This window comes from Actinomadura napierensis (assembly GCF_039529375.1).
Classification (GTDB): domain Bacteria; phylum Actinomycetota; class Actinomycetes; order Streptosporangiales; family Streptosporangiaceae; genus Spirillospora; species Spirillospora napierensis.
On record NZ_BAAAMR010000168.1, the window covers coordinates 1 to 14,912 of the forward strand.

The 14,912-nt window shown below is 73.8% G+C and carries 15 protein-coding genes; 7 read left to right on the top strand and 8 right to left on the bottom strand.

Annotated elements, in window-relative coordinates; genetic code table 11:
* Together ABD296_RS46110 and ABD296_RS46115 are read left to right on the top strand one after the other, a co-directional pair.
* Positions 1-1,001, top strand: a 1,001-nt coding sequence (locus ABD296_RS46110; protein ID WP_344283685.1) for a CoA transferase, incomplete at its 5' end; no start/stop codon positions are given.
* A gap of 16 nt (positions 1,002-1,017) precedes the next feature.
* Positions 1,018-2,406 carry an amidohydrolase family protein gene (locus ABD296_RS46115; protein ID WP_344283687.1) on the top strand — a complete coding sequence of 463 codons (1,389 nt, stop codon included), beginning with the start codon at positions 1,018-1,020 and terminating at the stop codon, positions 2,404-2,406.
* A 22-nt stretch (positions 2,407-2,428) separates the two neighbouring features.
* Here the strand turns inward: ABD296_RS46115 and ABD296_RS46120 are convergent, their stop codons facing one another.
* The 3 genes from ABD296_RS46120 to ABD296_RS46130 form a co-directional block, all read right to left on the bottom strand.
* A complete protein-coding gene (locus tag ABD296_RS46120) occupies positions 2,429-3,139 on the bottom strand; it encodes an SDR family oxidoreductase (protein WP_344283690.1) in 711 nt (236 codons plus the stop codon).
* Between the two features lie 31 nt (positions 3,140-3,170).
* Positions 3,171-3,704, bottom strand: coding sequence for a DoxX family protein (locus tag ABD296_RS46125; protein ID WP_344283693.1), 534 nt, complete (start codon positions 3,702-3,704; stop codon positions 3,171-3,173).
* Positions 3,705-3,779: 75 nt separating this feature from the next.
* Positions 3,780-5,267, bottom strand: coding sequence for an aldehyde dehydrogenase family protein (locus ABD296_RS46130; protein WP_344283695.1), 1,488 nt, complete (start codon positions 5,265-5,267; stop codon positions 3,780-3,782).
* A gap of 224 nt (positions 5,268-5,491) precedes the next feature.
* On the opposite strand from ABD296_RS46130, the gene ABD296_RS46135 reads away from it, so the two are divergent.
* Complete coding sequence (locus ABD296_RS46135; protein ID WP_344283697.1) at positions 5,492-6,850, top strand: cytochrome P450; 1,359 nt, start codon at positions 5,492-5,494, stop codon at positions 6,848-6,850.
* A gap of 76 nt (positions 6,851-6,926) precedes the next feature.
* Here ABD296_RS46135 and ABD296_RS46140 read toward each other — a convergent pair whose 3' ends face one another.
* Entirely contained in the window at positions 6,927-8,411 is a 1,485-nt protein-coding gene (locus ABD296_RS46140) for an aldehyde dehydrogenase family protein (protein ID WP_344283699.1), read from the bottom strand.
* 148 nt (positions 8,412-8,559) lie between these two features.
* Between ABD296_RS46140 and ABD296_RS46145 the strand changes: the two genes are divergently transcribed.
* From ABD296_RS46145 to ABD296_RS46155, 3 genes are all read left to right on the top strand, one after another.
* Positions 8,560-9,330: an SDR family NAD(P)-dependent oxidoreductase gene (locus tag ABD296_RS46145; protein WP_344283702.1), complete on the top strand. Its 771-nt coding sequence runs from the start codon at positions 8,560-8,562 to the stop codon at positions 9,328-9,330.
* Positions 9,331-9,436: 106 nt separating this feature from the next.
* Positions 9,437-10,750: a cytochrome P450 gene (locus tag ABD296_RS46150; RefSeq protein ID WP_344283704.1), complete on the top strand. Its 1,314-nt coding sequence runs from the start codon at positions 9,437-9,439 to the stop codon at positions 10,748-10,750.
* Complete coding sequence (locus ABD296_RS46155) at positions 10,747-10,935, top strand: ferredoxin (protein WP_344283707.1); 189 nt, start codon at positions 10,747-10,749, stop codon at positions 10,933-10,935. Before ABD296_RS46150 ends, ABD296_RS46155 begins: the two co-directional genes overlap by 4 nt.
* 75 nt (positions 10,936-11,010) lie before the next feature.
* Here the strand turns inward: ABD296_RS46155 and ABD296_RS46160 are convergent, their stop codons facing one another.
* Entirely contained in the window at positions 11,011-11,886 is an 876-nt protein-coding gene (locus tag ABD296_RS46160) for an NAD(P)-dependent oxidoreductase (RefSeq protein WP_344283710.1), read from the bottom strand.
* A gap of 88 nt (positions 11,887-11,974) precedes the next feature.
* Between ABD296_RS46160 and ABD296_RS46165 the strand changes: the two genes are divergently transcribed.
* On the top strand, positions 11,975-13,003 hold the full coding sequence (locus ABD296_RS46165) for an NAD(P)H-dependent amine dehydrogenase family protein (protein WP_344283713.1): 1,029 nt from the start codon (positions 11,975-11,977) through the stop codon (positions 13,001-13,003).
* A 36-nt stretch (positions 13,004-13,039) separates the two neighbouring features.
* Here the strand turns inward: ABD296_RS46165 and ABD296_RS46170 are convergent, their stop codons facing one another.
* The 3 genes from ABD296_RS46170 to ABD296_RS46180 form a co-directional block, all read right to left on the bottom strand.
* Positions 13,040-13,498: a hypothetical protein gene (locus ABD296_RS46170; RefSeq protein ID WP_344283716.1), complete on the bottom strand. Its 459-nt coding sequence runs from the start codon at positions 13,496-13,498 to the stop codon at positions 13,040-13,042.
* 29 nt (positions 13,499-13,527) lie between these two features.
* A complete protein-coding gene (locus ABD296_RS46175; RefSeq protein ID WP_344283719.1) occupies positions 13,528-14,139 on the bottom strand; it encodes a TetR/AcrR family transcriptional regulator in 612 nt (203 codons plus the stop codon).
* Positions 14,140-14,285: 146 nt separating this feature from the next.
* The coding region (locus ABD296_RS46180) for an enoyl-CoA hydratase-related protein (RefSeq protein WP_344283722.1) at positions 14,286-14,912 on the bottom strand (627 nt) is incomplete at its 5' end.

Sequence of the window (14,912 nt, forward strand, 5' to 3'; positions counted from 1 at the left end):
CGGGGGCGGGCGCCCGCCGGCTGCTGCCCACGGCGGACGGCTGGGCGGCCGTGTCCTGCGCCCGCCCGGACGACCCGGCCCTCCTCGGCGCGCTGGCCAGCGCGGACGTCGGCGAGGACCCGTGGCCGGCGGTCGCGTCCTGGCTGCGCGGCCACACCGGCGCCGAACTGGCCGAGCGCGCCGAACTCCTCGGCGTCGCCGCCGGGCCGGTCGGTGCACCGTCGTCCAACGCCCGGGTCCCGGGGCCCACAACGCCCCGTCCGGTCAAGGACGCGCTGGTGGTCGACTTCAGCGCGCTGTGGGCGGGCCCGCTGTGCGCGCATCTGCTCGGCCTGGCGGGCGCCCGCGTCGTCAAGGTCGAGACGCCGTCGCGCCCGGACGGCGCGCGCCGCGGCGACCCCGGCTTCTACCGGCTCCTGCACGCCGGGCACCGTTCCGTCGCGCTGGACCCGGCGACGATGGCGGGCCGCCGGGCGATGGCGGCACTGGTGGAGGCGGCCGACATCGTCATCGAGGCGTCCCGGCCGCGCGCCCTCGCCCGCTTCGGGCTGGACGCCGGGGCCGCCGTCGCCGCCGGGACGACGTGGGTCTCGATCACCGCGGACGGCCGCGCGTCCGACCGCGTCGGCTTCGGTGACGACGTGGCGGCTGGCGCGGGGCTGGTCTGCCGCGATACCGGCATGTCCCCGCTGTTCTGCGGCGATGCGATCGCCGATCCGCTGACCGGGCTCACCGCCGCCGTGCTGGCCGCCACCGCGCCACCGGGGCGCGGCGTCCTCTGGGAGGTGCCGATGTCCGGCGTCGTCGCGGCGACCCTCGATCCTGGCCCGCCGACCCCCAGCCTGCCGGCCCTCCCCCATGGCGACGGCTGGGCCGTCGACACCGGCTCCGGCCTCGCCCCCGTCGCCGCTCCCCTCCGGCGCGAGCCGGACGGGGACGCCCCGGCCATGGGCGCCGACACGGCGGACGTCCTGCGCGAGCTGGGAATTCCACTCCCGTGAAGCAACGGACGCGGCTGTGAGCGGGCTCCTGTTCCGCGATGCCGAGATCGCCGGGCGCGAGCGGACGCACGTCCGCGTCGCAGGCGGGCGGATCACCGAGGTCGGCCCGCACCTCACGCCGGGCGGCCAGGACGAGGTGATCGAGTGCCGCGGAGGTGCGCTGCTCCCCGGCCTGTGGGATCACCACCTGCATCTGCACGCCATGTGGGCGTCGAGGCGGTCCGTCCGATGCGGGCCTCCGGAGGTCGGGGGACGGGACGCGCTTGCGGCGGCGCTGCATGCGGCGGCGCCCGACGAGCGCGGATGGGTGCGCGGCGTCGGCTACACCGAGAGCGTCGCCGGCGACCTGGACGCGGCCGGGCTCGACGCGCTGCGCGCCGATGTGCCCGTGCGGATCCAGCACCGCAGCGGCGCCCTCTGGATGCTCAACTCCGCCGCGGCGCACGAGGCGGGCCTGGCCTCGAGCCATCACCCCCGCATCGAGCGCGACGCGAACGGCTCCCCCACCGGACGGCTGTGGCGGGCCGACGACTGGCTCCGCACCCGCATCCCGGCCGCGCACCCCCCGGACCTGAGCGCCATCGGAGCCGAGCTGGCGCGCTACGGCATCACCGGCGTCACCGACGCCACCCCCGATCTCACCGCCGGCACGATCGCCGCGTTCGAGAAGGGCGCGCTTCGGCAACGCGTCCATCTCCTCGGCGTGCCCCTGGACGCCCGGGGCCCCGTCCATCCGAGGGTGACCACCGGCCCGTACAAGGTCGTCCTGGCCGACTCGGGGCTGCCGTCGCTGGACGACCTGACCGGCCGCATCCGGCAGGCTCACGACCGGGGACGCGCCGTGGCCGTGCACTGCGTCACCCGCGAGGCGCTGCTGCTCCTGCTCGCCGCGCTCGGCACGGCCGGGGTCCGCGACGGCGACCGGATCGAGCACGCCGCCCTCGTCCCGGCCGAGACGATCGGTGAGCTGGCGCGGCTCGGCCTGCGCGTGGTCACGCAGCCCGGCTTCATCGCCGACCGCGGCGACGACTACCTGCGCGACGTCCCGGCGGACGAGCACGACGACCTGTACCGCTGCCGCCGCCTGGCCGACGCGGGCGTGCCGGTGGGGCTGTCGAGCGACGCGCCCTACGGCCCCCTCGATCCCTGGACGGTCATCGGCGCCGCCGCGCACCGCCGCACCCGGTCCGGAGCGGTCGTCGGTGCGGGCGAGGCGATCTCGGCGCGCGCGGCGCTCCGGTCCTATCTGTCGCGGCACGGCGATCCGGGCGGGCGCGTCCGGCGCGTCCGCCCGGGGGCCGCAGCCGACCTCGTCCTGCTCCACGTCCCGCTCGCCGAGGCGCTGCGCGGTCCGGACGCGCGCGCCGTCCGCCGCACCGTCATCGCCGGCGACGACGAGGGGTGACGCGCCCGCGGGTCGGCAGGGGTCAGGGCAGCGGAGCCGACAGGTAACGGGCGGGTGGCCGGCCGGGACGCACGACCAGTTCGGTGCCGGGCTCGCCGTCGCGGAGGACGTCCACGACGGCGGTGGCGACCTCGTCGGCGGAGAGCATGGGGATGCCCGCCGCCTGGAACCGGTCGCGGGCCCCCGCGACGAGAGGCGTGTCGACCAGCCCCGGGCAGACGGCGCCGAGGCGGATCCCCTCCCGCGCCAGCGGGCCGGACAGGGCGCGGACCAGGCCGATGACGGCGTGCTTGGTCATCGTGTAGATCGGGTCCTGCTCGACGCCGTGGAGGGCGGCGAGCGAGGCGGTGACCACGATGGAGCCGCCGCCGTTCCCGCGCATGACGGGAAGCGCGGCACGCAGCCCGTAGACGACGGAGTGCTGGTTGACGCCGACGACCGCCTGGTAGCGGCCGAGGTCGAGCGTGCCGGGGTCCTTGTCGGCGGAGTTGGTGCCCGCGTTGAGGACGAGCAGGTCCAGGCGGCCGCCCGCGGACCCCACCGCCCGCGCGGACACCTCGGGATCGGTCAGGTCGCCGACCACCGCGATGCCGCCGACCGAGGCGGCGACGTCCTCCACCGCGGGGTCGCGGTCCACGAGCACGCAGTGGACGCCGGACGCGGCGAGCAGCCGGGCGACGGCCGCGCCGATACCGCCCGCCGCACCGGTGATGACGGCGCTCTCGCTCGTCATGGTCCTCCTTGTTCGCAGGTCAGGAAACGCCTCAGCCGCCCTGCTCCTCCGGCGTGCGGGCGGGGCGCCAGAAGGCGGCCAGCAGGAGCGCGGCGCCGATGCCGCCCGCGAGCGCGGTGACGGCGAGGCCCGTCCAGCCGGACAGGTCGTCGGCGATCCCGAGGGCGCGGTCGAGCGACACCGTCCCGCCGCCCAGGGCGCCGAGCCCGCACGCCACCATGATGATCATGACGACGTACTCGTAGCCCTGGCCGGGCCGGAAGATGAAGAAGCCGTTGCGCAGGTGGGCGGTGACGAGGGCGACCGCCATCGTGCCGACCGCCCCGGCGGCGGCGAGCGGGGTGAGCAGGCCGAGCAGCAGCAGGACGCCGGCGCCGAGCTCGGTGCCGGTCGCCATCAGGGCGTGCAGCCGGCCCGGACGCAGGCCCATCGACTCGAACCAGCCCGCCGTGCCCGCGATCTTCCCGCCGCCGAACGCGTGGTTCCAGCCGTGGGCGATCAGGGTGCCGCCCAGGGACGCGCGGAGGACGAGTGAGGCGATGTCGACGGCGGTGTCCGCTGCCATGCGGGGGTTCCCTTCGCTCGGTGCCGGCACGGCGGGCAGGCCGCGGCCGGCGGTTGGACAGATCATGCTCCCCGATCAGGAGACCACGGTCGCGAAGGCCTTGCGCTCCAGGAACTCCTCCAGGCCGGCGACGCCCATCTCGCGGCCGATGCCCGACTGCTTGAAGCCGCCGAAGGGAACGTCCGGGGCGAAGTAGTTGCCGCCGTTGATGCTGAGCGTGCCGGTGCGGATCCGCCTGGCGACCGCGATCGCCCGCTCCTCGCTGGCACTGTGGACGGCGCCGGAGAGTCCGTAGGCGGAGTTGTTGGCGATGCGGACGGCGTCGTCATCGTCGTCATACGGAATGACCGCCAGCACGGGCCCGAAGACCTCTTCCTGTGCGATCTCGCTGTCCGGGTCCACACCGCTCAACAAGGTCGGGGTGTAGAAGAACCCCGGATCGACCTTCTCGCCACCGGCCACCAGCTTGGCCCCCGCGTCGACCGCACGGCGCACCATCCCGTCCACCTTCTCCCGCTGCCGCTCACTGATCAGCGGCCCCATGTACGTCCCGGGGTCGGTGGGGTCGCCGTAGCGGACGCCGGCGAGCTGGGCGGCGACCCGCTCGACGATCGCGTCGTGATGGGCGCGCGGCACCAGCAGGCGGGACGTGATGGCGCATCCCTGACCGGCGTGCGAGCAGATGGTGAAGGCCGCGGCCATCGCGACCAGGTCGAAGTCGGCGTCGTCCAGCACGACCATCGCGGACTTGCCGCCGAGTTCGAGGAAGACCCGCTTCACGGTGCCGCTCGCCGCCGTCATGATCTTGCGGCCAGTGGCGGTGGACCCGGTGAAGGTGACCACGTCCACGTCCGGGTGGGTGGTCATGACCTCGCCGACCGCCGGCCCCGCGGAGGTCAGGACGTTCACCACGCCGGCCGGGATGTCGGTGTGCTCGGCGATCAGCTCCGCGAGCGCGAGCGTCACCAGCGGCGTGTCCGGCGCCCCCTTCAGCACCACCGTGCAGCCGGCGGCGAGCGCGGGCGCGAGCTTGGCCAGCGCGAGCTGGTTGGGGTAGTTGTACGCGGTGATCGCGGCGACGACCCCGGCCGCCTCCTTCTCGACCCAGCGGCGGTGCCGCCGCCCCCGGGCCTCGATCTCGCCGAGCTCCTCGGTGAAGGAGTACCCGCGCAGCAGGTCGGCGTAGTAGCGGACGATCCCCAGCGGCTCGTCCAGCCCCGCGCCGTGGGTGACCACCCGGGGCGCGCCGGTGTCGGCGATCGTCAGCTCGCGCAGCTCCTCCTTGTGCTCGGTCAGCACCTCATGGAGCTGCTCCAGGCACCGGACGCGCAGCGCGGCGTCGGCCGGCCACTCCGTGGTGTCGAACGCGCGGCGGGCCGCGGCCACGGCGGCCTCGGCCTGGGCGGGCGTGGCGTCCGGGGCCTGGCCGAGGACCCGTCCGGTGGCCGGGTCGACCGAGGGGTACGTCCGCTCCCCCGCCACCAGGCGGCCGCCGATCAGCAGGCGTGGCGCCTCGCCGTCCGGCCGGCCGGTCCCGGGTCCGCCGTGTCGCTGGGATCCCATCCCGCCTCCTCGCTGTGGAAATCTAATTCTCCTGTAGGAGAACATGAAGTTCAAGACGTCAGGGTCCCCGGGCGGCGGTCGGCGCCGCACCACCGCGCCCCCGGCGGACGCCCGCGAAGTCGTCCGCCGCCCTTCCGGAGTCCTCCGAGTTGAGAGTATTGTTCTCGCAATTGAAAAGAAAGTTCTACCCCGGGATCGCCCACCGTCTCAGAGAGGACGCCGTCGTGAGCGTGGACGACGAGGCCCGCAAGGCGCACCGCTATCCGTTCGACAGGCACACCCCCGAGTACCGCCGCCAGTTCACGTCGATCACCCAGGAGATGCACCAGAAGTGCCCGATCGCCTGGTCGGACACCTACGGCGGGCACTGGGTGGCCGCCGGCGCGGCCGAGGTGTTCGAGCTCGCACGGTCCGCCGACAAGCTGTCGAACGACCACGACGTGAAGGGCGAGCGCCGCGGGTACAAGGGCATCACCATCCCGAGCGCCGACCCGCCGCCGCCGGTGCGGGGCGGGTTCCTGGAGATGGACCCGCCCGAGCAGCGCCACTACCGGCAGGCCCTGAACCCCTACCTCTCCCCCGCCGCCGTGCAGCGCTGGATCCCGTTCGTCGACGAGGTGGTGCGCGCCTGCCTGGACGAGAAGTCCGAGAGCGGGCGGATCGACTTCGTGGACGACCTGGCCAACATCGTGCCGGCCGTGCTCACGCTGGCGATGCTCGGCGTCCCGGTGAACCGGTGGGAGATCTACAGCGAGCCGACCCACGCCGCCGTGTACACGCCGCCGACGTCACCGGAGATGGCCCGGGTCCGCGAACAGCAGACGGTCCTGTTCAAGGACCTGGCCGCCGAGATGACGGCGATCCGCGAGAACCCGCGCCCCGGCATGATCGACGCGCTGGTGCGGGCCGAGATCAACGGCGGCCAGCCGGACGACCTGGAGCTGCTGGGGGTGCTCGCGCTGGTCATCGGCGGCGGCTTCGACACCACGACGGCGCTGACCGCGCACGCGCTGGAGTGGCTGTCGGAGAACCCGGACGAGCGGGCGCGGCTGTCCCGCGAGCGCGACGCGCTCCTGGACCCGGCCACCGAGGAGTTCCTGCGCTACTTCACCCCCGCCCCCGGGGACGCGCGGACCTTCTCCGAGGACTGCGAGATCGCGGGGACCCGGTTCAAGGAGGGCGAGCGCGTCTGGCTGTCCTGGGCGATGGCCAACCGGGACCCGTCGGTGTTCAGCGACCCGGAGCGGATCGAGCTCGAGCGGTCGGGCAACCGGCACCACTCCTTCGGCCTCGGCATCCACCGCTGCATCGGCTCCAACGTCGCGCGCACCGTGTTCAAGCGCATGCTCGTCCAGGTGCTGGACCGCATGCCCGGCTACCGCTGCGACCCGGAGGGCGCCGTCCACTACGAGACCATCGGCGTCATCCAGGGCATGCGCCACCTGCCGGCGACGTTCGACCCGCACCCGCCGCTCGGCCCCGGGCTCGAGGAGACCCTCGACATCCTGCAGAAGGCCTGCGACGAGCAGCGGCTCGCCGAACCCGTCACGCGGCGCAAGGCCGCCGCGAAGATCGTCCGCTGACCCGCACCGCACGACGAACGGAGGGGCCCGGCCTGGTCAGGCCGGGCCCCTGCGTTCGCGGCGGCGCCCCTCTCCGCTAAGCCCGGGAGGCTGCGGGCTCGGCGGCGGGCGCCACCATCCCGAAGGTCTTGGTCTCCAGGAACTCCTCCAGGCCGGGCACACCCTTCTCGCGTCCGATGCCCGACTGCTTGAAGCCGCCGAACGGGGTGTCGGAGAAGAAGTAGTTGCCGCCGTTGACGCTGAAGGTCCCCGTGCGGATGCGTCGTGCGATGGCGAGGCAGCGTTCGGCGTCGGCGCCGTGGACGGCACCGGAGAGTCCGTAGGCGGAGTTGTTGGCGATGCGGACGGCGTCGTCATCGTCGTCATACGGGATGACCGCCAGCACCGGCCCGAAGACCTCTTCCTGCGCGATCTCGCTGTCCGCGTCCACACCGCTCAACAAGGTCGGGGTGTAGAAGAACCCGGGATCGACCTTCTCGCCACCGGTCACCAGCTTGGCCCCCGCGTCGACCGCACGGCGCACCATCCCGTCCACCTTCTCCCGCTGCCGCTCACTGATCAGCGGCCCCATGTAGGTCTTCGGGTCGCGGGGGTCGCCGCAGGCCACCTTGCCGAGGTAGCGCGCGACCCGCTCCACGACCTCGTCGTGCAGCGGGCGCGGCACCAGCAGGCGGGAGTTCAGCGCGCAGGCCTGTCCGGCGTGCAGGCAGATGCCGAACGCCGCGTTCATCGACACGGTCCGGACGTCGGCGTCGTCCAGCATGATCAGCGCGGACTTGCCGCCCAGCTCCAGGCGCACCCGCTTGATCGTGCCGCCGGCCGCGGCGAGGATCGCGCGGCCGGTCGCGGAGGAGCCGGTGAAGCTGACCACGTCCACCTCGGGGTGGGTGGTCAGCGCCTGGCCGACCTCCACCGCGGAGGAGGTGAGGACGTTCACCACGCCGGCCGGGACGTCGGTGTGCTCGGCGATCAGCCTGCCGAGCGCGAGCGTCACCAGCGGCGTGTCCGGCGCGCCCTTCAGCACCACCGTGCAGCCCGCCGCCAGCGCGGGCGCCAGCTTCACCAGCGCGAGCTGGACGGGGAAGTTGTACGGGGTGATGGCGGCGACGACCCCCGCGGCCTCCTTCTCGACCCAGCGGCGGTGCTGCTGCCCCAGGTACTCGGCCTCCCCCAGGTCCTCGGTGAAGGGGTACTCGCGCAGCAGGTCCGCGTAGTAGCGGACGAGGTCGAGCGGTTCGTCGAGCTGCGCGGCGTGGGTGAGCATGCGGGGCGCGCCCGCCTCGGCGATGAGCAGCTCGCGCAGCTCCTCCTGGTGCTCGACGAGCGTCCGGTGGAACTGCTCGAGGCAGCGGACGCGCAGCGCCCGGTCGGTGGCCCAGTCCGTCTCCTCGAACGCCCGGCGGGCCGCCGCGACGGCGCGCTCGGCGTCGGCGACCGTCGCGTCCGGGACCTCGCCGAGGACCTCGCCGGTCGCGGGATCGGACGAGGTGAAGGTCCGTCCGGAGGCCGCGAGCCGCCCGTCGATGAGCAGCCGGGCCCCTGCGTCGTCCCCGATCGGCATCCGCGTCCTCCTCGTGGTGGAAATATGATTCTCAAAAAACGATATCTTATGTACCGTCTCATGAGAAGCTGATGATGCTCCCCGCGTGCGGCACCCCCTCGACCGCCGCGCGCGGCAGGCGAGCGGGAAAGGCATGAGTGAGGCTGGGATGAGCGAGCAGAACGCGAGCGCGCGGCGCACGGCGATCGTCACCGGCGGCGGCTCGGGCATCGGCCGGGCCATCGTGCACCGGCTGGCCGAGGACGGGTTCGCCACCGCGGTCCTGGACCTCGACGCCGGCGCGGCCGAACGGGTGGCCGGCGAGGCGCGGGACAAGGGGCACGAGGCGTCCGCCTTCGGGGGCGTGGACGTGTCCGACCGCGCGGCGGTGGAGGGCGCGGTGCGGCGGGTCCGCGACACGCTCGGCGCGGCGACCGTGCTGGTCAACAACGCCGGCCTGACGGGCTTCAAGAAGTTCCTGCACATCACCGACGAGGTCTGGGACCGGATCATGGCGGTGAACCTGAACGGCCCCTTCTACTGCACCCAGGCCGTGGTGCCGGACATGGTCGAGGCCGGCTGGGGCCGGATCGTGAACATCTCCTCCTCCAGCGCGCAGTCGGGGCAGCAGTTCATGACGCACTACGTGGCCTCGAAGGCGGGCCTCGTCGGCTTCACCAAGGCGCTCGCGCTGGAGCTCGGCCCGGACGGGATCACGGTGAACACCATCCCGCCCGGGTTCGTCGACACCCCGATGCTGCGCGCGTCCGAGGAGAAGGGACTGCTCGGCGGCACCGTCGGCCAGCACGCGGACCGCACCCCGGTGCGGCGCCCCGGCCGCCCCGAGGACATCGCCGCGGCCTGCGGGTTCCTCGTCTCGGAGGACGCCGGGTACATCACCGGCCAGGTGATCGGGGTCAACGGCGGCCGCAACACCTGACCGCGGCGGCCCGGCCGCACGCCGGCCGGGCCATCGTTGATAATGTTCCTCTCAGTCATGAGAACTGCTCTATCGGAAGTGCCAGGACGAAGGGACACCGGTACCGGTGAAGGATTTCGAGGCCCTTGACTTCTTCCGGGACGACGAGCTCGTCGCGGACCCCTACCCGTACTACGAGGCCCTGCGCAGCCGGTGCCCGGTGCAACGCGAGCCGCACCACGACGTGATGATGGTGACGGGCTACGACGAGGCGCTCCAGGTGTACAACGACACCGACACGTTCTCCTCGTGCGTGTCGGTGTCCGGCCCGTTCCCCGGGTTCCCCGTCCCGCTCGAAGGCGACGACGTCAGCGAGCTGATCGAGCGGCACCGCGACGAGCTCCCCCTGAGCGACCAGCTCCCGACGCTCGACCCGCCGCTGCACACCGCGCACCGCGCGCTGCTCATGCGGTTGATCACCCCGAAGCGGCTCAAGGAGAACGAGGCGTCCATGTGGCGGCTCGCCGACCGGGTGCTCGACGACTTCCTCGACGGCGGCGAGGGCGACGCGATCGACGACTTCGCGGCCCCGTTCACGCTGCTGGTCATCGCCGACCTCCTCGGCATGCCCGAGCAGGACCGCGACGACTTCGCCCGGACCCTGCGGCAGGCCTCCGGCGGCGGCATCGGCGGCACCGGCGACGAGGCGCTGGCGCACAGCCCGCTGGAGTTCCTGTACGACCGGTTCGTCCCCTACATCGAGGACCGCCGCCGCGAGCCCCGCGACGACGTCCTCACCGGGCTCGCCACCGCGACGTTCCCGGACGGCTCGACGCCCGAGGTCGAGGACGTCGTGCGCGTCGCGTCCAACGTCTTCGCCGCGGGCCAGGAGACCACCGTCCGGCTGCTGGGCTCGGCGTTGAAGCTGATCGCCGAGGACCCCGAGCTCCAGGGGCGGTTGCGCGCCGAGCCGGACCGCATCTCCAACTTCGTGGAGGAGACCCTCCGCGTCGAGAGCCCCATCAAGGGCGACTTCCGGCTGTCCCGCGTCCCCACCACGGTGGGCGGCGTCGAGATCCCCGCGGGCACGACGCTGATGCTGGTGAACGCCGCCGCGAACCGGGATCCGCGCCATTTCGACGACCCGGGGGCCTTCGACCCCGCCCGCAAGAACGCCCGCCGGCACATCGCGTTCGGGCGCGGCCCCCACACCTGCCCCGGTGCCCCGCTCGCGCGGGCCGAGGCCCGGGTGGGCATCGAGCGGCTCCTCGACCGGACGACCGGCATCCGCGTCTCCGAGCGCTGGCACGGCCCCGCGGGCGACCGCCGCTACCGCTACCTCCCGACGCACATCCTGCGGGGGCTGGCGCATCTGAGCCTGGAGTTCACGGTCAGCGAGAACGCGGAGAACACGGAGAACGCGAAGGACACGGCGCGATGAAGGTCACGATCGACGAGGACCGCTGCCGCGGGCACGGGATCTGCTGCACGGTCTGCCCGGAGGTGTTCGACCTCAACGACGACGGATACTCCGAGGTGCTGACCCCGGAGGTCCCGGCCGGGTTCGAGACGGCGGTGCGCGCCGCCGTCGCCCAGTGCCCGGAACGGGCGATCGTCATAGCCTGATCGTCTTAGCCTGAGCGCCGGACGGCCCGGAGGGTCCGCGGTCGCGGGTCCTGCGGGCCGTCCGGCATCACGCCGTCAAGCGCTCCCGGTCCGCAGCACACCGTCCAGCGCCTGGAGGGCGGCCTCCAGGGCGCCGAGATCGCCGCCGCACTCCTTCGCGGTCGCCCGGACGACGTCGACGTCCTTGCCGAGGAACCCGCTCACCGCCTCGGCGAACGCCGCGACCGACCCGCGTGCCTCGACCCCGGCCAGGGCGCGGCTCGCGCTGCTCGCGTGCGGGAGCGCGGCGAGCAGGGACCCCTCGTCCACGCCCAGCTGCTCCGCGAGGCGGACGGCATGGGCCAGTAGCCCGATCTGCGCGGCGAACAGGGCGTTGTTGACCAGCTTCACGCGCTGGCCGGCCCCGAGCCCGCCCACATGGATCACCGGGTCGCCGTAGGCGTCCAGCGCGGGCCGCACCTTGGCGACGTCGCGGGCCGCGCCGCCCGCGAAGAGAGTGAGCCGGCCGGCCGCGATGTCGTGGGGCCCGCCGCTGACCGGGCAGTCCACCACCGCGACCCCGTGGGCCGCGGCCCGGTCGGCGACGGCCGTCGCCGTGTCCGGGCTGCCGGTGGTGTGCAGGACGACGACGGATCCGCCCGGCATCGCGGAGAGCAGGTCTCCGCCGAGGCAGATGTCGCGGACCTGCTCGTCGCTGAAGACGCACACCAGCACCGCGTCGGCGCCCTCGGCCACGTCGGCCACGCGGCCGACGGGCCGCGCGCCCAGTTCCTCCAGAGCCGTACGCGCCGCGGCCGACCGTCCCAGCACGCGGACCTCGTGCCCGGCCCCGGCGAGCCGCTCCACCATGGGCCGGCCCATCCGCCCCGCGCCGACGAACCCGATGCGCATCCCTGCCTCCTCGCCCCGGAAACACCGGTCGCCGCGGACGGTCCGGTCCCGTTGCGGCATTGACCATCTCTGCCACGGAGATTAGCATTCTCGCAATCGAGAATGGAGTGCTTCCTATGACCAGTGCGCGACTCCGCCGGCCGGCCGCATGAACCACCGCGTCGTCCAGTGGGCCACCGGCAACATCGGCACCCGCGCTCTGCGGGGCGTCATCGAGCACCCCAGCATGACCCTGGCGGGCGTGTACGTCCACTCGCCGGACAAGGCCGGGATCGACGCCGGCGAGCTCTGCGGTCTGGGCGCCACCGGGGTCGCCGCGACGCGCGACATCGGCGAGATCCTGTCGCTCGGCGCCGACTGCGTCCTCTACATGCCGCGCGCCCTCGACGTCGACGAGGTCTGCCGGTTGCTGGAGTCCGGCGCGAACGTCGTCACGACCCGCGGCGAGTTCCACCACCCGGCCGGCGTCCGCCCGGAGGTCCGTGAACGGGTCGAGGCGGCGTGCGAGCGCGGAGGGACGTCCATTCACAGTACCGGAAGCAGCCCCGGTTTCATCAGCGAGGCCGTCCCGCTGGCGCTGGCGTCCATCCAGCGGCGGCTCGACCGCCTGACCATCAGCGAGTACGCGGACCTCTCGCGGCGCGACTCGCCCGGCCTGCTCTTCGAGGTGATGGGCTTCGGCCGGCCGCCCGCGGCGTTCGACCAGCGGCGGCTCTCGCACGGCCGGGTCAGCTTCGGCCCGTCGCTGCGCCTGGTCGCCGAGGCCCTGTCGATGCCGCTCGACTCGGTGGAGGCGGACGGGGAGATCGCCACGGCGCGCCATTCGGTCCGCATCGCGGCGGGCGAGCTGGAGGCCGGGACGGTGGCCGCGCAGCGGATCACGGTGTCCGGCATGCGCGGAGGCCGGGCGGTGCTGTGCTTCCGCGCCGTCTGGTACTGCACGACCGACCTCGAGCCGGAGTGGGACGTCCGCGCCACCGGCTGGCACATCGCGGTCGACGGGGACGCCCCGCTCGACATCGACATGCGGTTCCCCGTGCCCATCGAGCAGATGGCGGACGTGTCGCCCGCCTACACCGCCAACCGCGCGGTGAACGCCGTCCCGGCCGTGTGCGCGGCGGCACCGGGGATCCGGTCGACGACCGACCTGCCCCACATCCTCGCCGCGCTCGGCTGACCCCGCCCGGCGGACGGCGCCGCGCGGGATCCGCCGTCACACCCCGGCCGGCTCGCCCCTGCGGAAGAACTCGGTGGCCCCGCCCGCGTCGGCGGGAACGGCGGCGGCCGCCATGGCCTGGGCCTTGAAGGCGCGCGCGGCCATGCTGAGCCGGTGCGGCAGCCACGCCCCCTCCCCCGGGCACTCCACCGGCCCGCCGTCCACCGGGCACATGCCGTCCCAGAGCGTGACCTCCACCGCCTTGTCGTCGAGGGCCCTCAGCACCATCCGCCGGACGCGCGGGTCCGACCTGTACAGGCCCGCGCAGACCGCGATGGCCCGCGGCCGCGGGCCGCGGACGGGCGAGGCGAGCGCGCAGTCCAGGTCGGCGGGGCGGGCGCCGAGGATCCGCAGCGGCCGGGGATCGGCGCGGTCCGGCGTGAGGACGGTGACGTCCCAGCCGGCCGTCACGCGGTCGAACAGCCAGCCCCCCGCGCAGCGGACGGCCTCGGCCATGCTGGGGGTGACGACGAGGAGCCGGTTCCTCAGGGACCGTCCGGCGGCGGCGCGAGCTGCCGGGAGAGCGATCCGGTGTACTCCTTGAAGACCTCGGTCAGCGGGATCGAAGGGTCGAGCAGCCATGATGCCTCTATCCCATTGAGAAAGGCGGCGATCTCCACGGCCTTCACGGCCGGATCCAGGTCGGCGCGGTACCGGCCCGAGCGCTGGCCCCGCCGGATGGTGCCGGCGATGGTCTCCACCGCCGCCCGGTACCGGAAGAGGAAACGGTCGTGCAGGGGCGCCTCGGGGTCCAGGTTCTCCATCTGCAGGACGGCGAACATGCCGATCAGATCGGGGGTCTCCTGGAACCTGCGGGGGACCTGGGACAGTTGCGCGACGATGTCGTCGCTCGTCCGGTCCGCCGCGGCGTCGTCGTAGGCGTCCCGGACGTCGAGTGCGGAGTGGAGCAGCTGCTCCTTGGACTGGAAGTGGTGCAGCAGGCCGGCCGGGCTGACCCCGGCCTCCCGGGCGATCTGGCCGAGCGTGATGCCGCGCCATCCATAGGTGCGCAGCAGCCGCTGGGCCGCGGTCAGGATGCGCTGCCGGCGGTCCTCGCCCTTCGCGAGGAGCGCGGCGTACGGCCGCTGATCGGTCACCGGGCCTCCTTCACCAACCTACTGAAAGTACATTAGGTTGGTTAGCCGCGTGTGACAAGGGTCACTCATCGGTAACCTGCGGCCGGGCCGCGCACCCCGCCTGTCCGCCCCGCGTTCGTCCTGCTTGCGCCCCGCCTACACCCCGCCTACGCGCCCTTCCAGACCGGCAGCCGCCGGTCGGCGAACGCCGTGGCGCCCTCCATCGCGTCCGCGCTGCCGAACACCCGCCCGGCCTCCTGCGGGTCGCCCCAGCGGCGCTCCCGCATCAGCTTCTTGGTCATCGCGACGCCCAGCGGGCCGTTCGCAGCGATCCGCGTCGCCAGCGCGAGGGCCTCCTCGCGCACCCGTCCGGCCGGGACGACCCGGTTCACCAGCCCCATCTCGCGCGCCCGGACGGCCGTGACGGAGTCGCCGGTCAGACCCATCTCCAGGGCGAGGGCCAGCGGCACCCTGTCCGCCAGCGTCGTCCCGCCGCCGGCCGCGAAGAGCCCGCGTTTCACCTCGGGGACGCCGAGCGCGGCGTCCTCGGCCGCGACCACCAGGTCGCAGGCCAGCACCAGCTCGAACCCCCCGGCCAGCGCGGAGCCGTTCAGCGCCGCGACGACCGGGGTGGCGACGCCCTCGCGGAGGAACCAGACCAGGCCGGCGAAGTCGCCGCCCTCCGCGAACGCCTTCAGGTCCATCCCGGCGCAGAACACCGGCCCCGCCCCGGTCAGCACGATCGCCCGGACGTCCGGATCGGCGTCGGCGGTGCGCAGCACCGCCGACAGCTC